The organism is Shinella zoogloeoides, assembly GCF_022682305.1.
Lineage (GTDB): Bacteria > Pseudomonadota > Alphaproteobacteria > Rhizobiales > Rhizobiaceae > Shinella > Shinella zoogloeoides_B.
Genome location: NZ_CP093528.1, coordinates 2,445,074 through 2,464,237 on the forward strand (window position 1 = coordinate 2,445,074; position 19,164 = coordinate 2,464,237).

The window sequence follows — 19,164 nt, forward strand, 5'->3', positions numbered from 1 at the left end:
TGCCGGGAAAGGCGCCCGCCTGACAATCAGGCCGGCCATGGTCGCGGCTCTCCCCGCCTCAAGCCACCGGCAGCGCCTCCCGCATCTTCGGAACCGGCCGGAAGGTCATGGCGATCAGGAAAGCGCCGAGGCCGATGCGCCAGGAGCCGACATAGAGCCAGGTATAGCTGGCGAAGGTATCGTAGATCAGTCCGCCCGCCACCGGTCCCAGCGCCATGCCGAGGCTGCCGGCCATGGCTGTGCCGCCGATCACCGTGCCCATCATGCGCAGTGGAAAGTTCTCCCGCGCGATGACCGCATAGAGCGGCATGACGCCGGCATAGATGAAGCCGAAGAGGCCCGCGACGAGGTAGAACGAGGCCAGCCCGCCGGTGAAGACATAGGCGAGCGCCCCGAAGGCCTGCACGAACAACCCCAGCACGAGGATATGCTTGGCCCCGAACCGATCGCCGAGCAGGCCGAACACCACGCGCCCGCCCATGCCAGCCAGCCCCTCGACGCTGTAGATGGTGACGGCGGCGATCATCGGGATGCCGCAGGTGATGGCATAGCTCACCGTATGGAAGATCGGCCCGGAATGGGTGGCGCAGCAGAAGAAATTCGTCAGGCACAGGATGATGAATTGCGGCGAGCGCAGCACCTCGCGCGCCGTCATGCTCTCCTGCGGTTCGCCGGCCATGGCGGCCGCAGCCCCGGCCTCCAGCACCGGGGGACGCCGGATCAGCAGCGAGACCGGGATCATCGTCAGGCCGACGACCGCCGCGATGATCTGCATGGAGGTACGCCAGTCGTGCATGGTCACGAGCCAGGCGGCGAAGGGCGACATGGTCATGGGTGCCATGCCCATGCCGGCGGAGACCAGCGAGACGGCGAGGCTGCGATGGGTATCGAACCAGCCGGTCACACAGGCCATCATCGGCGCAAAGACGGCGGCGACCGCCACCCCCACCAGGAGACCGAAGACGAACTGGAAGGCGACGAGCGAGGTGGCGAAGCTCGCCAGCACGAGACTTGCGGCCAGCAGCACCGAGCCGGCCAGCACGACGGGCCGCGGCCCCCAGCGATCGGACAGGCCACCCCAACCCATGCTGGCGAAGGCCATGGCAAGGAAGCCGATGGTCATGGCGGTGGAAACGCCCGTCACCGACCAGCCGGTCTCCTTGGCGATCGGCAGCAGGAAGACGGGTAGCGAGAACATGGCGCCGATCGCGATGCAGCCGAGCAGCCCCCCTGCCGCGACGATCACCCAGCGATAATGCGTATGGATCATTGTCATCTCCTCGTGGCTCGACCGGCGGCAAAAGCCACCCGGATCGCCTTGTCCGGTCTCCCATGGAAGACGCTGGCCGCAAGGCGCTTCCGACATCGCCTGAAAAGAAAACGCACGATGCGGCCGAAAACACCCCGCGGCAAGACGGATCGCCATTCTCCCCCGGTCTTCGGCCAGAATGGACTTGAACCCGGAGGGCAAAACGCCTTTCCTCGGTGACGGACACGGCAAGACTAGAAGCAGGCGGCCCGACAGCGGGAGTTACAAGTGTGACGGGAATGGCATGGACTCGATGATCATTGCCGCCGCGCGGGCCTTGGCCGGCGGCGACCCGCTCGGCGCGCTCGACCGCGTGGCGCTGCGCGACGACGCGCCGGCGCTCGCGCTGCGCGGCATAGCCATGGCCCAGCTCGGCGATCTCGACCGGGCGAAGGCGCTGCTGAAGAGCGCCGCCGGCGCCTTCGGCCCGCGCGAGACGGTGGCGCGGGCGCGCTGCATCGTCGCCGAGGCGGAAATCGCCCTCGTCTCGCGCGACCTGACCTGGCCGGTCAAGGCGCTCGCCGCCGCCGGCGCGACGCTGGATGCTCACGGCGACCGCCTCAACGCCGCCCATGCCAGGACGCTCGCCATCCGCCGGCTGCTGCTGATCGGCCGGCTGGACGAGGCGGCCAAGATGCTGGCGGCAATCGACCCCGCCGCCCTGCCCCCGCCGCTGCGGGCCGCCCATGAACTCGCCGCAGCCGGCATCGCGACCCGCCGCGTGCGCATCGGGACTGCTCGGCAGGCCTTCGGGCGCGCCGCCGAGGCCGCCCGGCAGGCAGGCATCCCGCCACTGATGCGGGAGATCGAGGACGCCGCGCGCGTGCTGGAACAGCCCGCCGCCCGCCTGATCACTCATGACGGGGAACGCCCGCTCCTGCCCGACGCCGTTGAGACCCTGTTCGCCACCCCGACGCTGATCGTCGATGCCTGCCGGCATGTCGCGCGTAGCGGGGAGACGGCGATCTCGCTTGCTACGCGCCCGATCCTCTTTTCCCTGCTGCGCACGCTGGCGGAAGCCTTTCCGGGCGATGCGAGCCGCGAGGCCCTCTTGCTGCGCGCCTTTCGCGCGCGGCATGCCGACGAATCCCACCGCGCCCGCCTGCGCGTTGAAATGGGCCGCCTGCGCGCCGAACTGGCTCCTTTCGCGGATATCGACGCCACGCCTGCCGGCTTCAGGCTGGCCCCGCACGGCGACCGGGCGGTCGCCGTGCTCGCCCCGCCGCGCGACGAGCCGCATGCCGATGTGCTGGCGCTTCTCGCCGATGGCGAGGCCTGGTCCAGTTCAGCCCTCGCCATCGCGCTCGGCGCCAGCGGTCGCACCGTGCAGCGCGCCCTCGAGCGGCTTGCCGCCGTCGGCAAGGTACAGCCGGTCGGCCGCGGCAGAGCACGGCGCTGGCTGACACCGACACCGGGGGCATTCTCGACACTCTTGTTACTCCCGGGTCCCCTGCCCGGCGACTAGGATGAGACCATCCAGGATCCAGAGGAGACGACGATGACGACCACCGAGGCAGACATCCTGCGCGAATACGGTCCCTATCCCGGCGTGGAGCAGATCGGCGGCGTCACCTTCGACGGTAAGGCCATCTGGTTCGCCGCCGGCGATGCGATCAAGGCGATCGACCCCGAGGACGGGCGCATGCTGGGCGCCATCGAAATGGCGGCCCATGCCGGCACCGCCTATGACGGCCGCCACCTCTTCCAGATATCCGAGGACCGGATCCACAAGATCGACCCGACCTCCGGCACGGTGCTCGCCACCATCCCGGCCCCCGGCGGTGGCGGCGATTCCGGCCTCACCTGGGCGGAAGGCTCGCTCTGGGTCGGCGAATATCGCGGCAGGCGAATCCACCAGATAGATCCGGAAACCGGCGCGGTCCTGCGCGTCATCCAGAGCAATCGCATGGTGACGGGCGTCACCTGGGTGGACGGCCAGCTCTGGCACGGCACATGGGAGGGCGAGGAAAGCGACCTGCGCCATATCGACCCCGAGACCGGCGCCGTGCTCGACACGATCGTCATGCCCGAAGGCATGGTCGTCTCAGGCCTTGAATCCGACGGCGCCGACCGCTTCTTCTGCGGCGGCGGGCGACGCGGCGTGGTGCGCGCCGTCCGCCGTCCGGGCGCGCGCTAAAGCCCGTGGGTGCCGTCGTAGCCGTTGACCGGCGGCGGCGCCCAGCCGGCGGGCCGCGCCTTGGCCCTGTGGATTTCCACGACCATCGGATAGCATTTCGCCGTATCGGAGGAATGCTCAGATGAGCAATCCCCGCCCGGGCAGGCGGACATGCAGCCGAGAAGATCGATCTCCGCGAAGAACTCCAGATAATCGCCCGGCCGCACCGGGCTGGCCTTCATGAAATACTGCCCGGTATCGCGCGTGAAGCCGGTGCACATGAAGACGTTCAGCACATCATGCACATACCCTTCCGCCTCGCGCGGCGTCATGCCGGTCTTCCGCGCGAGGGCGCGCGTCAGGTTGGAATGACAGCAATGATGGTACTGGCCGCCATGGCTGAGAAGATTATGCGTATAGGGATCGCAGCGCGTGCCGATCACATCATGCACCGCCCCGCCGAATTCGTCGAAGCCGTACCAGTCGAGCGTGTCGTGCGTGATGGTGGCGATGGGCCTGAGATAGGGGAAGCTGGAAAAGAGCTGGTCCCCAAGCCCGACATGCGTGCCGTTCAGCGCCCGCGTCTTGCCGGAATAGAACCGCTCCTTCAGGTCGTTGGCGTTGAAGAGGTTGAGGTCGCCGACCTGCGCCCCCTCGCTGCAGACGATCCGGCAGAAATGCCCCGCCGGCACCGTCCACGTCGCCGCCTCACGCGGCGGCACGACGATGGTTTCGACAAGCTCCAGATCGTCGCGCAACGCACGATAGGCCGCAAGCTCCGGCCGCGGCAGCATCTCCACCGGATAGCAGACCACCGGCTTTATCGCCTTGCGCGCCGCCGCATCCGCAGGCGCTGCCGTCATCGCATCGGGCTTCATCTCGATCTCCTCTCGCCAGGCCGACACCGGATAATCTGCGCCGCCATCATTCTTGTTGAATAACATTACTACGATTGTTCAACATCATGCAATCGATGCGACGTCGCGGCCTTTCAATTTCCTTGTTGCGCCGCACAACGACGTGCTATGCATCGCACGTGCTGCGGCTGTCGAAAGGTTGGATTGATGGTGGCTCGACCGATGAAAAGCGCTGCGTCGCGACGCGATGCCTCCAATCCCCTTGCCATCAATCTCGCCCTGCAGGGCGGCGGCTCGCACGGCGCGTTCACCTGGGGCGTCATCGAGCGCATCCTGGACGACCCCTCGCTGAAGCTCGACAGCGTCACCGGCACATCGGCGGGCGCCATGAACGCCGTGGCGCTGGCGCACGGCTATGTCGAGAACGGGCCGGCCGGCGCGAAGGCCTCGCTCGAAGCCTTCTGGCGGCGGGTCAGCGATGCGGCCCGTTTCAGCCCGATCCAGCGCAGCCCGCTCGACGTGATGACCGGCAACTGGACGCTCGACAATTCGCCCGGCTACTTCTTCTTCGACATCTTCAGCCGCCTGCTCTCGCCCTACGAGACCAATCCGGCGAACATCAATCCGCTGCGCGACATTCTCGAGGAAAGCATCGACTTCGAGCGCCTCAAGCAGTCCCCGCTCAAGCTCTATGTCACCGCGACGAACGTGCGCACCGGTCTGCCGCGCGTCTTCCGCAATGCCGAGATGACCGCCGACGTGGTCCTGGCGTCGGCATGCCTGCCGCTGATGCACCAGTCCGTCACGATCGACGGCGATTCCTACTGGGACGGCGGCTTTTCCGGCAACCCGCTGCTGACGCCGCTCATCCACGAAAGCGAAGCACAGGACACGCTCCTGGTGCAGATCAATCCCGTGGAGCGGCAGGAGACTCCGCGCACCGCCCGCGAGATCCTGGACCGCCTCAACGAGATTTCGTTCAATTCGAGCCTCAAGAAGGAGCTGCGCGGCATCGCCATGTTCAGGCGCGCCGTGGCCGAGGACGGCAACCTCGATCATGTGGAGTGGATCAGGCAATGGTCCGAAACACGCCTCCACCGCATCACCAGCCCGATCCTGATGAGCGTCGGCGCCTCCTCGAAGCTCAACGCCGAGTGGGCGTTCCTGAACATGCTGCGCGAAGAAGGCCAAGGTTCCGCGGACCAGTTCCTGCAGACCCACGCCGAAGACCTCGGCGTCCGCTCGACCTTCGACTTCGACGCGATCCTGGATACCGTTCTCGAACAGGTGTGAGGATGCCGGGTTACGGCGGGAATGGCGGCCTTCGAGAGAAGTTCTCTGCGAAGGTAAGAAGCCACCAGACACTCTCTCAAGCATGACCCAAGGCGCATACATCACCCTGCCTTTGAGATTAACGCATCCGGCTACTACTCTGGCGGTGCCGTAGATGTCCAACTGCTTGAAAATATCTTGGGAGATAGACTCATCTCGCCAACCAGCGCCTCGACCAGTTCATCCTCCTCACGTTGACTATATACGATTGCTTCGACTTCTACAGATGATGTCCCGGTAACCGCATGGCTTTCAAGCGAATGAAGTCTCAGCCCCCGCGCCCGCATTGCCTGTAGCAAATTCGAGCGGATATCGGCTTCATCCCTGGCAGGACATTTCAACTCAACGACGTAGAAGCGTTCGATCTCCCGTCGGTCTGGAGCATACCGGTTCAGGATAGCGCCCAACCGGGGCAATGTAATGTTGATAAACAATATCATCGCCGCGGCCTCAGCAGCCTCCAGCAGAAGCCCATACCCAGCGAATACTCCGATCGCTCCAGTCGCCCACACGGTAGCCGCCGTGCTCAACCCACGAACGTTCATGCCGTCGCGCATGATCAAGCCGGCCCCGAGAAAACCTATCCCGGTGACAACCTGTCCGCCCATACGGATCCCTTGCGACGCACCGACAATGTCAGGAGTCGCGCAATAGGCTGCAGCTCCAAGCGCGACGAGAGCATGTGTCGTCAGACCGGTGTGTTGTTGACGCCATTGTCTCTCGATCCCGACAAGCGCCCCCAACACCAAGGCTGCGACGAGCCGGGAAGAGATCGAAAGTATGTTGTATAAATAATCGATATGCTCCGCCATGATGCCTTATCAGATCCGACCGCCAGCCCGCAGAACACTACCACACATTGCAGGCCACACAATCGAGCGCATCTCCGTGGGATGGGTCTGTGCGCTAGCCTCCTGAGACTATAGCGCTCCCTCTGCGAAGACCTGTCGTGCTCTCCGCTCTCTCCGTCGGGGCCATCACTACTCCCACCCCCAACACGAAAATACCCGCCGCAGCAGGCGTTAAAGCCAATTCGGGTGCCAGTACCAAAACCTTCGCTTGAGATGAGGCAAAGCTCCGTATGCCGACGCCTGCCATATCGCCACGACAAAGGACAGCAGACGCTGTGGAAGAGAATACCGGTACGCCATCGAAAAAAATCCGGGAAAACGTTCGCCCTCGACGGCGATCATAATACTATAACGCGAGTAAAAACTCCAATATCTGGCATTTGCTCGCCAAACCGGAGCGTCATTGCGCTAACGCAAAGACACCATATTCAGAAAACTCAATGCTTATGCTGTAATCCGGACTTCGCCGCGCCACAGCAGCGCGGATTTTGTTTGGACCCTACGCAGATCGAAGGCTACGCGTCTTCGCTGCTTGCTGGGCGTACGCCTACGACACGACAGAAATGGTCGAGGCTTTAATCGCAGCCGGATGGCAGTTCAGTGGCAGATCAAAACAGAAATAATTGTTCAACAGGTGTGATTAATGGAATTGAAGTCCTTTCTTGCTCGCAACGCAGCTAGTGTATCCATGGTGGCCCTCCTGGGCTGGCCATCCATGGCGCTGGCTCAGGTGGTAATCGACAACGGTCAAACCGTCACGGTTCCCGGATCCCAGTCTTCCCCATGGAATATTGGGGGGACTTTGAATGTAGGCTCACTCGATACAGGTAACCTCCATATCTCCACCGGTGGCAGCGTCTTGAGCAATGGTGCTTATCTCGGCAGCAGCACCGGCAGCTACGGCCTGGTGACCGTAAGTGGCGCTGGAGCGCAGTTGATCAATTCGGGCGTTTTTTATGTCGGCAATTTTGGTGACGGTGAATTGACCATCAACGATGGTGGCAGCGTTTCGTCGACTACAGGCCAGACGTATGTCGGTGGCCAGACTACCAGTACCGGTATTGCCACGGTTTCAGGTACGGGATCTTCGTGGGCAACAAACCAACTGGTCGTGGGCCTTGCCGGCAACGGCACGCTCGATATTCTGGCCGGCGGTCTTGTGATTTCCAATGGCGCGGTCCTCGGCCTGGCTCTGAATGGCAGAGGCACGGTCTCGGTGGACGGCGCCGGATCGCAATGGGACAATTTCGGCAATCTGGCCATTTATGACGGCAGCACGCTATCGGTTCAGAATGGCGGCCTGATGAATACCGGGTCGATCTCAGGTCAGGGGACCATGTCCCTCGACAATGGCACGCTGCAGGCCTTCAGTTCTAATGCCAATTTCATCAACTTTACCGGAACGGGGACTTTCGAGCTCCTGTCCGGCGGTGGCACCATCGATTCCAACGGCTTCGACATTGGCGCCGCCAGCGTCATCTCCGGGGCGGGCGCGCTGACGAAAGCCGGGGCTGGAACGCTGACGCTGTCGGCAGCCAATACCTACTCAGGCGCAACCGATGTTTTCGCAGGAACGTTGCAGGCAGGCGCCACAGATACCTTCAGCGCGAACTCGGCTGTAAACGTTGGCGCGGCCGGCAGGCTTGACCTGTCCGGGTTCAACCAGACGGTGGCGGAGCTCGCCAATGCCGGTCAGGTCAGCATGGGCACGAACACTGCGCCGGGCACCGTGCTGACCGTCAACGGCAACTATGTCGGCAACGGCGGCACGATTGTCTTCAACACCGTTCTCGACGTGGACAGTTCGCCAAGCGACCGGATGGTGGTCAACGGCACGACGTCGGGGCAGACCGGAGTTCGGGTGATCAATGCCGGCGGCCTCGGCGGCCTGACGACCAGCAACGGCATCGAGTTGGTGCATGTGACCAACGGCGCTCCTGCCTCGAACGGCATATTTACGCTCAGCAACCGTGTGGCAGCGGGCGCCTATGAATATCTGCTGTTCCAGGGGGGTGTCGGCGCGGCTTCGACCGACGGCAACTGGTATCTGCGCTCCACACTGGATTGTACGCTGCCCGGCGCGGCAGGCATGCCCGCATGCGAAAACGGCGGTAGCGGCGAGGTGCCGATCTATCGTTCTGAGGTCATTGTCGACACGACCATTCCGGCGCTGGCCAGCCGCTTCGGACTTGGCTTGCTCGGCACCTGGCATGAACGCACTGAAAACGAGTTCGCTACCGCTACCGGTGCTTCTCCCTCAGCTGCCTGGGGGCGCATCTTCGGCGACACCGGGCGTTATGGCTACGGCTTCAACGGCAATGTCGGCGCGCTCAGCGCCAGCTTCAACCAGCACGGTCCATCCTACGACTTCAGGTTTGGCGGGTTGCAGGTCGGCATGGACCTGCTGCGTCGCGACAATGGCGGCGGCTCGCGCGATATGGCCGGTTTTTATGTCGGGGCGGGCACGGCCAGCGCCGATGTGCGCTCAGTGCTCAACCTCGGCCATGGTTCGGAGGTCGGCAAGGTCTCGATGGACGGCTATTCCCTCGGGGGCTACTACACGCATATCGCACCGAGCGGCTGGTATGTCGATGCGGTGCTGCAAGGCACCTACTATGACAACGTTTCGGGGAACTCGAGCAACACCAATCCCCAGACGCTCAGGACTGATGGCGTTGGCATCATCGCCTCGCTGGAGAGCGGCTATCCGTTCGAACTCGGCAACGGCTTTACCTTCGAGCCGCAGGGTCAGCTCGTCTACCAGCACCTGAGCTTCAACAATGGCACGGACGCCTTCGGCCGGATCGGCTTCAACGACACCGACGCGGTCTTTGGGCGGCTCTCTGGTCGCCTGTCGAAGGACTGGACACTGGAAGACGGCCACACGGTAACGGCCTGGGCCCGCGCTGGCCTGTGGACCGACTTCGGCTCCCAGGCGAAGACGACCTTCTCGGCCCTCGATGGTTCCAATCCGACGACGCTCACAACTGATCTTGGCGGTACGATCGCTCAGTTCGACCTCGGCGTCTCCGCGCAGCTCAGCCAGAACGTTTCGCTGTTCGGCGTCGGCAATTACAGCGTCGCCGTCAACGACGCCGACGGCCACAGCTTCGGCGGACGCGTCGGCATCAAGGTGTCGTGGTGATCCACGGCAAGCGGAAGCGATTCCAGCAACCTTGGGGCCGGCTAGGCACATAGCCGGCTCTGCCTGCGAGATCCACATGAGGCAAGAACCGCGCCGGCAGGGCTTGAGAAACGTGGCGGCTCACTCTCGACACCATGCCAAGGTGAGCAAGCTCACCAGCGCCAAAAGAAGAGCGGCTAACCCGTTGGCTAATCACCATGGCTAACCAACTTGCATGTAATTGCTTTCAAGGATTTTTGGTGGGCCCGGAGGGAAACGCCTAAAAATTAGGCGAATGAAAGAAAATCAATAACTTATGACCGACCATGAGTGCACTTTGTGTAGCAATCATGAGGGAAAGTCAAGGGATTTCGGGGCATAGGGAGCCCTATTCGCAAACGCTACAGCGAGTCACTGGGGCGTTTCCAGCTCTTCCCGCCCCATCCCTTGCCCGCGCCCCTAGACGCGCGCTGGTGAGTCTGTACGGCGGAATGCGAGCACATCCGCAGATCGCCCCTCGACTACCCTGCGGCGAGCCCGGCCGAACTTCGGATGCGAGGCAAGCGCAACCACATTTCCGCGCCGACGCTGCCGGATACGTACGACCGGCTCATTCGTTGGCACCTCACCAAACAAAGGCTGCTCACGACCGCGCAGTTTTTTCGGCACCAGGAGCAGCGGGCCAGTGAATTTTTTTCTCTTCGACATTTTAGCACCTTATGATTTTTCACATGGAGGGGGGCGGCCGCAATCGGGGGAGGTCTTTCTCTACCGGGGAAGGATTTTTTCTTTTCTACCGGGAGAGCCCCGCTTCGCGAGCGCAGCGAAGCGACCCCGCAGGGGGTCTTTCTGGAGCTTGAATATATTCTGTACTTTAGTCCTGCTCCCCAGCAGGGGATCGATCCCCTGCCTCCCAACAGGGGAACTAAACAGAAACATCCGCCACATTGGCACTACCCTTCGCAATATCCGCCAGATTGGCACTATCCTCCGCAATGATGTCAGCACAGCGCGCTCTGATCTCAGCCGAGAGTAAGTTGTGCAGCTCGCCCAATCGTTGCTCCTCAATATCCGTTTGGGCGCAAAGCGCGTTGTGGAGCCCAGCAAGGAAGATTTCTATCAGGTTATTGATGGGGGCAACCGAGTAAATATTTGACGCCTCGCGTCCCTTGTATTGCACCGCTTTCACGCATCCAATCAGCCCCTTCTCTTTCAGAGTTTTGAGGCTTCTTGAGAGATTTCCGTCATAGAGCCCGGTCGGAGGAACAATATTGAAATCGTGCTTGTCCTTCCGATCATCGCCGAGAAATGTCTCACGAGTGATTTTGTCCGCCAGCTTACGGAAGCGAAGCGTTTTTAAATCAATGACCGCTAATACGCGCTGCTCATCGACTTTCAACCGAAGGCGAGCAAACACGCTAATCGCCCAACTGTCACAAACGGCATCGAATGCCTTGCCGCATGCCCTGCTTAGGCATTCTCGCTCCCCTGGTCGAAGCCAATCGAAATCAGGGAACGGGTACTGCTTGTTGGGGCAAAGCGAGTTGAGGAATTCCACCCCGCTATTCGTGACCCATCGCGATCCAGGCCTTACGCCGGAACCGAATTCTCCAGAATTGGCGACCTTCTGCGCGGCAGCTGCCATTTCAAGCCCTCCCGCCCGCTTCCGGCTGCCAGTCAAGGAACACCTCGAACCGAGTGCATGCCCCCATGCGCTCCGCATCGATAACGCCCTTTGCCCGCAGCCCGCGCAGCGCACGATAGAACGTTGAGCGCGGCATGCCGATGGGCGGCAGCTTCCAAGGCCAGAGGGAGCCTTCCGGTGCCGGCCGCCCAGCCGACAGCTCCGTGAAGCTTGCGAAGAGCGCGACTTCACCGCGCTCGACCGTGGCATCAAGCACATAATGGCAGACGGCGAATTCGTCCGTCGAAAGGTGGGGTCGCCAAATCCGCGCAAGTGTGTGTCGGGCGCGTTCAGCAATATTCTGTGTATCAGTCATGATGCAGCTCCTTTGATCTTGCGAATTCGTACCATATTGAGCCAATTCGTCAAGCGAAACATGAATATTAAACTTGACAAACACTTATACATATGCGTATGGCCAATTTTATACTTGATATTCAGAAGTATTAGCGGTAGTCATCGTTGTCGGCTCCTTGTCGATCCGCCATTGCCTTCCATGGTGGCGGCTCTCCAGCAGCTCCTGGAGACATTCGGGCCGTGCTGACCCGAATAGCCGGTGACGTGATCGATTGCGTCACCGGCATCCCCTTCTCAGATATTTGACTAACACTTTGATATTGCAGATTTATTTTTTCTTCGTAATTGAACATTAGTAGGCGTAAACGTAAAATTCCGGCAACTTTTGAGGGTGTCGGATGTTCAGTTTTCTGTCTCGAAGAGATTTGCAACGGGTTGCAACAGATGCGGGCAACGAGAGCCGCAGCCTCGCCGACCCGACACCTTATGACTTCCAAGTCTTCGGCGCGATTGCGTCCACCGCTGGCGTTGCAGTCTCGGCCGCCTCTGCCATGACCGTTCCCGCCGTCGCCGCTGGCGTCAGGGCGATTTCCGAAGCCATTGGCATCTTGCCTTTGCACGCCTACCGCCGCGAGGCGAACGGCTCCCGTGAGCGCGAGAACGATCACCCGGCATATGGCCTCCTGAACGGCGATGCCTGCCCGTGGACGCGTGGCCCTCAGCTCCGCGAGCTTCTTACCGCCGACGCCATCCTCCACGGCAACGGCTATGCGCTGATCGTTCGAGACCGCGAGGGCGAACCGCGCGAGCTGCATCGTCTCCAGCCCTCCATCGTTTCAGTCGAGCTGGACGGCGCGACCGGCGAGCCCCGCTATCGCCTGAGTACGAGCAACGGCCGCCGCACCATCGCATTCGGGGACATGCTGCACATCCGCGCGCCGTCGTCACTGTCTGCCGATGGCATCTCCGGCAAAAGCCCGATCATGGAAGCGCGGGATGCCGTTGGCCTCCTAATCACCATGCAGCAGCATGCTTGCCGGCTCTTCGCCAACGGCGGCCGGCCATCGGGCATCCTCTCTTTCCCCCAACGGCTCGGCGCGGAAGTCGCCACACGCATTAAGGCAAGCTGGCAGGCCGCAACAGCCGGCGGCAATTCCGGCGGCACAGCCGTTTTGGAAGAAGGCGGCGTCTTCACCCCACTTTCGTTCAAATCGACTGACGCCCAGTTTCTCGAAATCTGGGGCCTCGCTATTACGGAACTCGCCCGTGTCCTGCGCGTGCCGCCGGTCCTTCTTATGGACTACAGCCGCCAGACCTGGGCGAACGCCGAGACAGGTGGCCAGCAGTTCCTTACCTACAGCCTTGCCCCGTGGCTTTCCCGATGGGAGGCAGAGGCAACATTGAAGCTCATCGCGCAGGAAGATCGCGACACCCTCTATGTCGAGCACCTGACGGATGCCCTTCTCCGCGCTGACTTCGCTACCCGTGCCACCGCTTACGGCCAATATCGCAGCATGGGGGCGATGACGGCCAACGAGGTGCGCGCCGGCCTCAACCTGCCGCCGCTGGCTGACGGCAACAGCCTCGCCAATCCCTACACCTCCACCGGCGCAGGCAATGGCCAGGAAGGCGGCGGCAATGAGTGAGCGCGAGCCCATCCGCCAATTCTTCGGCGATGCCGAGTATGCATTCCATCTGCCGCCCGAACTCGTGATCGAGCTGGAGCGCAAGACCGCCCACGGCATCGGCGGCCTATTCCGGCGCTTCCTAGCTTCGGATTTCGGGTTTTCCGACCTGACCGAAGTCCTTCGCCTGGGCCTCGTCGGCGGCGGCATGGACCCGAAAGAAGCGTCGGCCCTCGTCGCGACCTATGCGGCCATCCTGCCCGTAACGCGCCTTTACCTGACAGCCATGCCCGTACTGGACGCGCTCATGTCCGGCACCGTGCAACCAGTTGCAAAACGCCCCCGCAGAAGGAAGACCGATGCACAAGCTGAGTGAAATGGATTTCGAAGTCCGCTTCGGCGATGTGGGCGATGCCGGTGAGATCGAAGGCACGGCCGTCACGTTCAACGTCGTGGACTCCTACCGCACCGAGTTCGCACCCGATGCCTTCCGGGGCATCGAAGGGCGCACGGTCCCGATGCTCTGGAGCCATGACCCGGCCAACGTGATTGGCTCCTGGTCTTCGTTCCACGTCCGCGCCGACGGCCTCACCGCCAAGGGCAAGCTCAACCTTGCCGTAGCGAAAGCCCTGGAGGTGCGCTCGCTCCTCCAGGCTGGCGACGTGAAGGGCCTCAGCATAGGTTTCGCCACTGTGAAAGACGAACGCCGGGCAAATGGCGTTCGTCGCATCCTTGAGGCCAGCCTGAAGGAAATCAGCATCGTCGCGTTCCCGGCCGTGCCCGGCAGCGGCATCACGAAAGTTCGTACCTCCACCCATGGCACCGAGACGGCAGCAGCGGCTTTCGCAGCGGCCTGCCGCGCTGCCGCCACCAGCCTGAAAGGAAAGTGAGCATGCATCCCGAAATTATTGAAACCCGCGCTGACCCGGCCGACAATGACCCGCTGGCAGTGGCTACCGCCGCAGTGGAAGAGCTGCGCACCGCCGCAGAGCAGCGCCACACCGCGCACCAGACCGAAGTTCGCGGCCTGACCGACCGTATCGCCCAACTCGAAACCCGCCTTTCGCGTCCCGGCAGCCAGCAGGAACAGCGCAACGAGCCGGCACCGGAGCAGCGCGCGTTCGTGAACTACCTCCGCCGTGGCGAGCATGGGCTTTCCGCCGAAGAAGTCCGCGCCATGACGGTCGCGACGGACTCGGCGGGCGGCTTCCTCGTGCCCGAAAACTTCGTCGCCGAACTCCTCAAGGGCATCGTGCAGTTCTCGCCCATCCGCCAGTATGCCCGCGTCATGACGATTGCCGGCGCAGACGTCACGATGCCGAAGCGCACCGGCACCATGACGGCCGCATGGGTTGGTGAGACCGCCGACCGCACCGGCACCCAGGCGACGTATGATCAGGTGAAGCTCACCCCGTTCGAGGCAGCCTGCTATATCGATATCTCCAATCAGCTCCTGGAGGATGCGGCTTTCGATCTCGCTTCCGAAGTCGCTTTCGACGGCGCGGAAGAATTCGGCCGCCTGGAGGGCGCAGCCTTCGTTGCTGGCGACGGCACCGGCAAGCCGAAGGGCATTCTTGCCGACACGTCCATTGCGACGATTGCGACCGGCAATGCCTCGACACTGGGCACCGCTCCGGCCGACAAGCTCATCGACGCATTCTATGCCCTGCCGGCACCCTACCGCGCATCGGCGACCTGGGGCATGAATTCCAACACGCTCGCCGCCGTCCGCAAGCTTAAGGACGGCCAGGGCAATTTCCTCTGGCAGCCCGGCCTTGCCGCAGGCCAGCCGGAAACCATCCTCGGCCGCCCCGTCGCCGAGCTGCCGGACATGCCGGATGTCGCCGCCAACGCGCTCCCCATCGTCTTCGGCGACTTCGCCCAGGGCTATCGCATCGTGGACCGTGTTTCGCTCGCCCTCCTGCGCGACCCCTTCAGCCTTGCGACCAAGGGCCAGACCCGCTTCCACCTCCGCCGTCGTGTCGGCGGCGGCGTTGTGAAGCCGGACGCCTTCAAGCTCATCAAGGTCGCGACGGCATAAGCAATTACCCACGGGCGGCCCGCAGCCGCCCGTTTCACCAGTTCTCAGAGGATCAAAGCCATGACCATGACCACCGCCGCAGGGACTGTTGTCTCGATTGGCACTACTGAAAAGTTCACCACCGCCGTTGCCTATGCCGGTGACGACTGGACACCTATTGCGAATATCGAAGATGTCGGCGAGGCCGGTTCTGAAGCCGAAATCGTTGTCGGCAAGTTTGTTGACCAGACCTATACCCGCAAGCTGAAGGGCTCGCGCGACAACGGCACCATGGAACTCGTGGTTGCCCGCGACAGTGATGATGAGGGCTATGCCGCCCTTGTCGCCGCCGAGCAGTCTAGCGCCGCCTATAACTTCCAGGTTGAGCTGAACGACAAGCCGACAGCCGGCGCGAGCCCGAAGAACTCGAAGTTCTATTTTTCGGCCATCGTTGCCAGCCGGAAAAACTCCTTCGGCGGCGCGGATGACATCGTCAAGACGACGTTCACGCTGGCCATCTCAGGCCCGATCATCGAAGTCGCAGCTTCGGCCACGTAAGCGGGAAACCGACGATGAAGCTGGCGGAAGAAATCCTCATCACTCTGGCAGGCGAGACGGTCGAGCTTCGGCCGTCCCTCCGCCATGCGCTCCGCCTGGAGCGTCGTGAAGGCGGCTTCCGCCAGCTTCTTATTGACCTGGGTGAGCAGAGCCTCAGCGCCTCCGTCGAGATCGTAGAACCACATTATGACGGCGACCTCGTTGAGCATCGCGTCTTTGACGCCCTTCCAGCCATTCTGCCCGCGCTCACGGCCTATGTGCTGGCTTGCGCCGGCATCGACGCGGGAAAGGTACGGGCGGAGCGTGGCGAGGGCGATGCAAAGCGTGAAACCCAGCCTTTCGGCGATCACCTCGCCGCCCTCTATAAATTCGGCACGGGTTGGATGGGCTGGACGCCAGAAGAGACATTGGACGCCACGCCGGCAGAAATCACCCTCGCCTATGAGGGGCACCTAGACATGCTGCGCGCCATCCACGGCGGCGGCGAAAAGTCCTCGAAACCCAAAGCCGCCGATAGCAGGCCGATTGCGGATAAATTCCGCGCTGCCTTCTCCGCCATCGGCACCACGAAAGCAGAGAGTTAGTCATGGGCCGGCGCAGCGAAAACAAGGAAGAAGATGAATGCCTCGGCGGATGGGCAGCTCTGGTTAATGAGCTGATCGCCGAAAATTCCATCCCGGTCGCGCACGTAGCAGACGCCACCAAGATAAGCAGATGCGTGCTCTACAAATTCCTTGCCGGCCTGGGCTCCCTCTCCATATTTCAGCTCGAAAGAGTGTTGGCGTTCTTTGATTACGAGCTTGACGCCCTCAAGGCCGCACCGAAGACCACAGTCAGAATTCGCAAGCGCGCACGCCCCGTTGCAACGGGTTGCAAAGCTGAGGTGCTGTGATGCCCAGGAGCGCGCCTTCCATTCGAGCTTGCGGGTGTGTCGTCGCCTCTGGCCAGAGGTGCGCGCATATGCTCGCCCGCGATCGGGAACGCAAAGCACGCCATGATGCCCAGCGGCCGACAGCCCGCGAGCGCGGCTATGACAGCAAGTGGGATAAAGAGCGCGCCGTCTATCTGAAGGCGTACCCCAACTGCGCAATGTGCGGCCGACCGGCTGCCCTGGTCGACCACAAGACCCCGCACAAGGGCGACAAGCGCCTCTTCTGGTCGCGCTCGAACTGGCAGCCCCTGTGCACGCCCTGCCATTCGTCTCGCAAGCAATCTGAGGAGCGCCGGCCATGAAGTTGAGCACGCCCAACATCGAAGGCGCAGTCCGCTACCAATTTCGGGGCCAGTGGCTCACCGTCCGCGAGATCATGAAGGCCACGGGATGGCCAAAGGCGACCGTCTACAAGCGCCGCCGTGGCGCACGCGTTCTTGAGGCCGCAGAAGTTGAGGAAGAGGAGCGCCAGCGCCTCGCCCATGCGCATCCCAAGGCGATCTATGTCGAGCTTGGCGGCAAGCGCCTGTCACTCTCCGGTTGGGCGCGAGAGTTGGGCGTCCCGTATCCCACACTATATAAGTGGTTGCGCAGAGACGGCCTTAGCGTAGAACAAATCGCAAACAATATGCACGCTGGATATGAGCGGCGGCCGAAGAGGAGAGTAGCAACGTGAAGCTATATTCTCCTTGTTCTCAGATATTCCCGCCCCAACTCCGTTATCTCCGCGTGCGCGTGCGTGCCTCTCAGCAGTCCATGCAGCCAGAGATCGCCGAACTCACAAAAATCAGGAGATGCGCCAGGGCTGCGGCTGAGCCTGCTCAGTTCATCGTAAGCCTTATAGCCAATGTCAGGGATATCGTGGGCGGATTTACTCACGGGAGGCTCTTTCTTCCAGGGCAGTCGCTCCATGAAGACGGCATACCGGGGGTAGGTCAAGACTTTTCGAAATACGGCAGGGACCGGCGCGGGAAGGCACGCGCACGATTTGCAATCAATAACGTTGATGGATTAAGCCATGTCGATCATTTCTCTTGAAGATATCAAAGCGCATCTTGCCATCGACACCGCCGAGGATGATGCGCTCCTCATCGCAAAAGTCGCCACCGCCGAGGCTTGGCTCGCGAAGTTCATCGGCTCCCCGCTGGATGATGTCACGGCCTTTCCTGACGGGACGCCAGCCCCGCTTGAGGAGGCCGTCCGGCAACTCGCCGGGCACCTCTATGAAAACCGGGAAGCCTCGCTGGTGGGCGTGTCGGCCGACCTCCTTCCGTTGGGCGTCTTCGATCTTGTAGCGCCCTATCGCGCCTGGGTATTCTGACATGGCAAAGCAATCCGCCCGTTTGCAGCGGCGTCTCGCCGCTATCCCGAAGGCCGCAAAGCAGGCGGTCGCGCCAGCCCTCACACGCGCTGGCGTCGACCTTGCCATGTCCATGCGCTTCCTCGCCCCGGTAGACAGCGGCGATCTGCGCGACAGCATCACCGTCACGGCACCCGGAGAGCAGACGCCACCGTACTCCCAGCCCGGCGGCTCCCGCGTGGCCGGCGAACTTGAGGTGATCGTGACCGCCGGCAATGAGGACGTTCGCTACCCTCATCTCGTGGAATACGGGGCGGCGAATGCTCCAGCCCAGCCGTTCTTCTGGCCGGCCTTTCGCCTGAAGCGCAAGGTCTTGGCCCAACGCGTAAAGCGCGCCGTGCGCAAAGCCGTGAAGGAGGCAAAATAATGGAGCCGTCGCTCGCCCTTCAAGCCGCCGTCCGCACCCGCCTCGTGGCATCGTCGGCGCTCGTTGCGCTCGTGCCCGCCGCGAACATCCGCGATGCCAACGGGCTGCCCTCCGTCTTCCCTTGCGTTCTTATCGGTGAAGGCCAGACGCTCCCAGGCGGCGATATCGCGCGCCAGCGGCATGAAGCCTTCCTCGACCTTCACATCTGGGCGAAGGAAACCGGCCTCGTCATCGGCAAGCAGATCGCCGGAGCCATCCGCGCCGCCCTCGTGGATACGAACTGGACCGCCACGGGCCTGCACGTCGCCGACCTTCACGTCACCGGCTCCCGCTTCCTTCGTGACCCTGATGGCGTTCATTCACATGGCGTCCTGTCTCTGGCCGCCGTCGTCAAGGAGGTGCGGTGATGCGCGCCGGCAAGCTCGACAAGACCATCACCATCGAACGGCGCGGCGAGATCGTTGACGACTTCGGGACTGTCACGGAAGGCTGGGCCTCGCTCGCGACCGTTCGCGCCCAGGTCATCCAGCAGGGCACGGAAGAATTTCTCCAGAACGCTGGCACCGACGCGCAAACCGCCATCGTCTTCCGCATTCGTCGGCTGTCGGACCTCACGACCGCCGACCGTGTGAGCTATGGCGGCAGGGCTTTCGACGTGAAGGAAATCAAAGAACTCGGCAGACGCGGCGGCCTTGATCTGCGATGCGTGGCGGGAGGCTGAATTGCAACCCGT

22 protein-coding genes are annotated in these 19,164 nt (G+C 62.5%); 17 read left to right on the forward strand and 5 right to left on the reverse strand.

Features of this window, described 5'->3' with window-relative positions:
• Window positions 1-58: 58 nt before the first annotated feature.
• Complete coding sequence (locus MOE34_RS12225) at window positions 59-1,270, reverse strand: MFS transporter (protein ID WP_242217235.1); 1,212 nt, start codon at window positions 1,268-1,270, stop codon at window positions 59-61.
• 283 nt (window positions 1,271-1,553) lie between these two features.
• Here MOE34_RS12225 and MOE34_RS12230 point away from each other — a divergent pair, with 283 nt between their 5' ends.
• On the forward strand, window positions 1,554-2,774 hold the full coding sequence (locus tag MOE34_RS12230) for a helix-turn-helix domain-containing protein (RefSeq protein WP_242217236.1): 1,221 nt from the start codon (window positions 1,554-1,556) through the stop codon (window positions 2,772-2,774).
• A 33-nt stretch (window positions 2,775-2,807) separates the two neighbouring features.
• Window positions 2,808-3,446 carry a Vgb family protein gene (locus MOE34_RS12235; protein ID WP_242217238.1) on the forward strand — a complete coding sequence of 213 codons (639 nt, stop codon included), beginning with the start codon at window positions 2,808-2,810 and terminating at the stop codon, window positions 3,444-3,446.
• Here MOE34_RS12235 and MOE34_RS12240 read toward each other — a convergent pair.
• Window positions 3,443-4,303 (reverse strand): urea carboxylase-associated family protein, encoded by an 861-nt coding sequence (locus MOE34_RS12240; RefSeq protein ID WP_242217240.1) that lies wholly within the window; start codon window positions 4,301-4,303, stop codon window positions 3,443-3,445. The genes MOE34_RS12235 and MOE34_RS12240 overlap by 4 nt on opposite strands.
• 201 nt (window positions 4,304-4,504) lie before the next feature.
• On the opposite strand from MOE34_RS12240, the gene MOE34_RS12245 reads away from it, so the two are divergent.
• Entirely contained in the window at window positions 4,505-5,575 is a 1,071-nt protein-coding gene (locus MOE34_RS12245; RefSeq protein ID WP_242217242.1) for a patatin-like phospholipase family protein, read from the forward strand.
• Between the two features lie 134 nt (window positions 5,576-5,709).
• On the opposite strand, the gene MOE34_RS12250 is transcribed toward MOE34_RS12245, so the two are convergent.
• Window positions 5,710-6,426: an MgtC/SapB family protein gene (locus tag MOE34_RS12250; protein WP_242217243.1), complete on the reverse strand. Its 717-nt coding sequence runs from the start codon at window positions 6,424-6,426 to the stop codon at window positions 5,710-5,712.
• Between the two features lie 682 nt (window positions 6,427-7,108).
• On the opposite strand from MOE34_RS12250, the gene MOE34_RS12255 reads away from it, so the two are divergent.
• On the forward strand, window positions 7,109-9,610 hold the full coding sequence (locus tag MOE34_RS12255; RefSeq protein ID WP_242217245.1) for an autotransporter outer membrane beta-barrel domain-containing protein: 2,502 nt from the start codon (window positions 7,109-7,111) through the stop codon (window positions 9,608-9,610).
• Window positions 9,611-10,514: 904 nt separating this feature from the next.
• On the opposite strand, the gene MOE34_RS12260 is transcribed toward MOE34_RS12255, so the two are convergent.
• Together MOE34_RS12260 and MOE34_RS12265 are read right to left on the reverse strand one after the other, a co-directional pair.
• A complete protein-coding gene (locus tag MOE34_RS12260) occupies window positions 10,515-11,234 on the reverse strand; it encodes a hypothetical protein (protein ID WP_242217247.1) in 720 nt (239 codons plus the stop codon).
• A gap of 1 nt (window position 11,235) precedes the next feature.
• Entirely contained in the window at window positions 11,236-11,589 is a 354-nt protein-coding gene (locus MOE34_RS12265; protein ID WP_242217249.1) for a hypothetical protein, read from the reverse strand.
• Window positions 11,590-11,995: 406 nt separating this feature from the next.
• Here MOE34_RS12265 and MOE34_RS12270 point away from each other — a divergent pair, with 406 nt between their 5' ends.
• The 13 genes from MOE34_RS12270 to MOE34_RS12330 all read left to right on the forward strand — a co-directional run bounded on the left by MOE34_RS12270 (window position 11,996) and on the right by MOE34_RS12330 (window position 19,152).
• Window positions 11,996-13,216 (forward strand): phage portal protein, encoded by a 1,221-nt coding sequence (locus tag MOE34_RS12270; RefSeq protein WP_242217251.1) that lies wholly within the window; start codon window positions 11,996-11,998, stop codon window positions 13,214-13,216.
• A complete protein-coding gene (locus MOE34_RS12275) occupies window positions 13,209-13,571 on the forward strand; it encodes a gene transfer agent family protein (protein ID WP_242217253.1) in 363 nt (120 codons plus the stop codon). The genes MOE34_RS12270 and MOE34_RS12275 overlap by 8 nt, the downstream gene beginning before the upstream one ends.
• The gene (locus tag MOE34_RS12280; protein WP_242217254.1) at window positions 13,555-14,085 is read left to right on the forward strand and encodes an HK97 family phage prohead protease; all 531 of its coding nucleotides are present in this window, start codon (window positions 13,555-13,557) and stop codon (window positions 14,083-14,085) included. The genes MOE34_RS12275 and MOE34_RS12280 overlap by 17 nt, the downstream gene beginning before the upstream one ends.
• 2 nt (window positions 14,086-14,087) lie before the next feature.
• Window positions 14,088-15,236 (forward strand): phage major capsid protein, encoded by a 1,149-nt coding sequence (locus MOE34_RS12285; protein ID WP_242217256.1) that lies wholly within the window; start codon window positions 14,088-14,090, stop codon window positions 15,234-15,236.
• A gap of 60 nt (window positions 15,237-15,296) precedes the next feature.
• The gene (locus tag MOE34_RS12290; protein ID WP_242217258.1) at window positions 15,297-15,773 is read left to right on the forward strand and encodes a phage tail protein; all 477 of its coding nucleotides are present in this window, start codon (window positions 15,297-15,299) and stop codon (window positions 15,771-15,773) included.
• A gap of 14 nt (window positions 15,774-15,787) precedes the next feature.
• Complete coding sequence (locus MOE34_RS12295) at window positions 15,788-16,357, forward strand: hypothetical protein (RefSeq protein WP_242217259.1); 570 nt, start codon at window positions 15,788-15,790, stop codon at window positions 16,355-16,357.
• A 2-nt stretch (window positions 16,358-16,359) separates the two neighbouring features.
• A complete protein-coding gene (locus MOE34_RS12300) occupies window positions 16,360-16,665 on the forward strand; it encodes a hypothetical protein (protein ID WP_242217261.1) in 306 nt (101 codons plus the stop codon).
• A gap of 68 nt (window positions 16,666-16,733) precedes the next feature.
• Entirely contained in the window at window positions 16,734-17,006 is a 273-nt protein-coding gene (locus MOE34_RS12305) for an HNH endonuclease signature motif containing protein (protein WP_347342736.1), read from the forward strand.
• The gene (locus tag MOE34_RS12310; protein WP_242217264.1) at window positions 17,003-17,380 is read left to right on the forward strand and encodes a hypothetical protein; all 378 of its coding nucleotides are present in this window, start codon (window positions 17,003-17,005) and stop codon (window positions 17,378-17,380) included. The genes MOE34_RS12305 and MOE34_RS12310 overlap by 4 nt, the downstream gene beginning before the upstream one ends.
• A gap of 342 nt (window positions 17,381-17,722) precedes the next feature.
• Window positions 17,723-18,025 carry a head-tail connector protein gene (locus tag MOE34_RS12315; RefSeq protein ID WP_242217266.1) on the forward strand — a complete coding sequence of 101 codons (303 nt, stop codon included), beginning with the start codon at window positions 17,723-17,725 and terminating at the stop codon, window positions 18,023-18,025.
• 1 nt (window position 18,026) lies between these two features.
• Window positions 18,027-18,431: an HK97-gp10 family putative phage morphogenesis protein gene (locus MOE34_RS12320; protein ID WP_242217268.1), complete on the forward strand. Its 405-nt coding sequence runs from the start codon at window positions 18,027-18,029 to the stop codon at window positions 18,429-18,431.
• Complete coding sequence (locus MOE34_RS12325; RefSeq protein ID WP_242217270.1) at window positions 18,431-18,838, forward strand: DUF3168 domain-containing protein; 408 nt, start codon at window positions 18,431-18,433, stop codon at window positions 18,836-18,838. The genes MOE34_RS12320 and MOE34_RS12325 overlap by 1 nt, the downstream gene beginning before the upstream one ends.
• Window positions 18,838-19,152 carry a phage head closure protein gene (locus MOE34_RS12330; protein WP_242217272.1) on the forward strand — a complete coding sequence of 105 codons (315 nt, stop codon included), beginning with the start codon at window positions 18,838-18,840 and terminating at the stop codon, window positions 19,150-19,152. Before MOE34_RS12325 ends, MOE34_RS12330 begins: the two co-directional genes overlap by 1 nt.
• The last annotated feature ends 12 nt before the right edge of the window (window positions 19,153-19,164 follow it).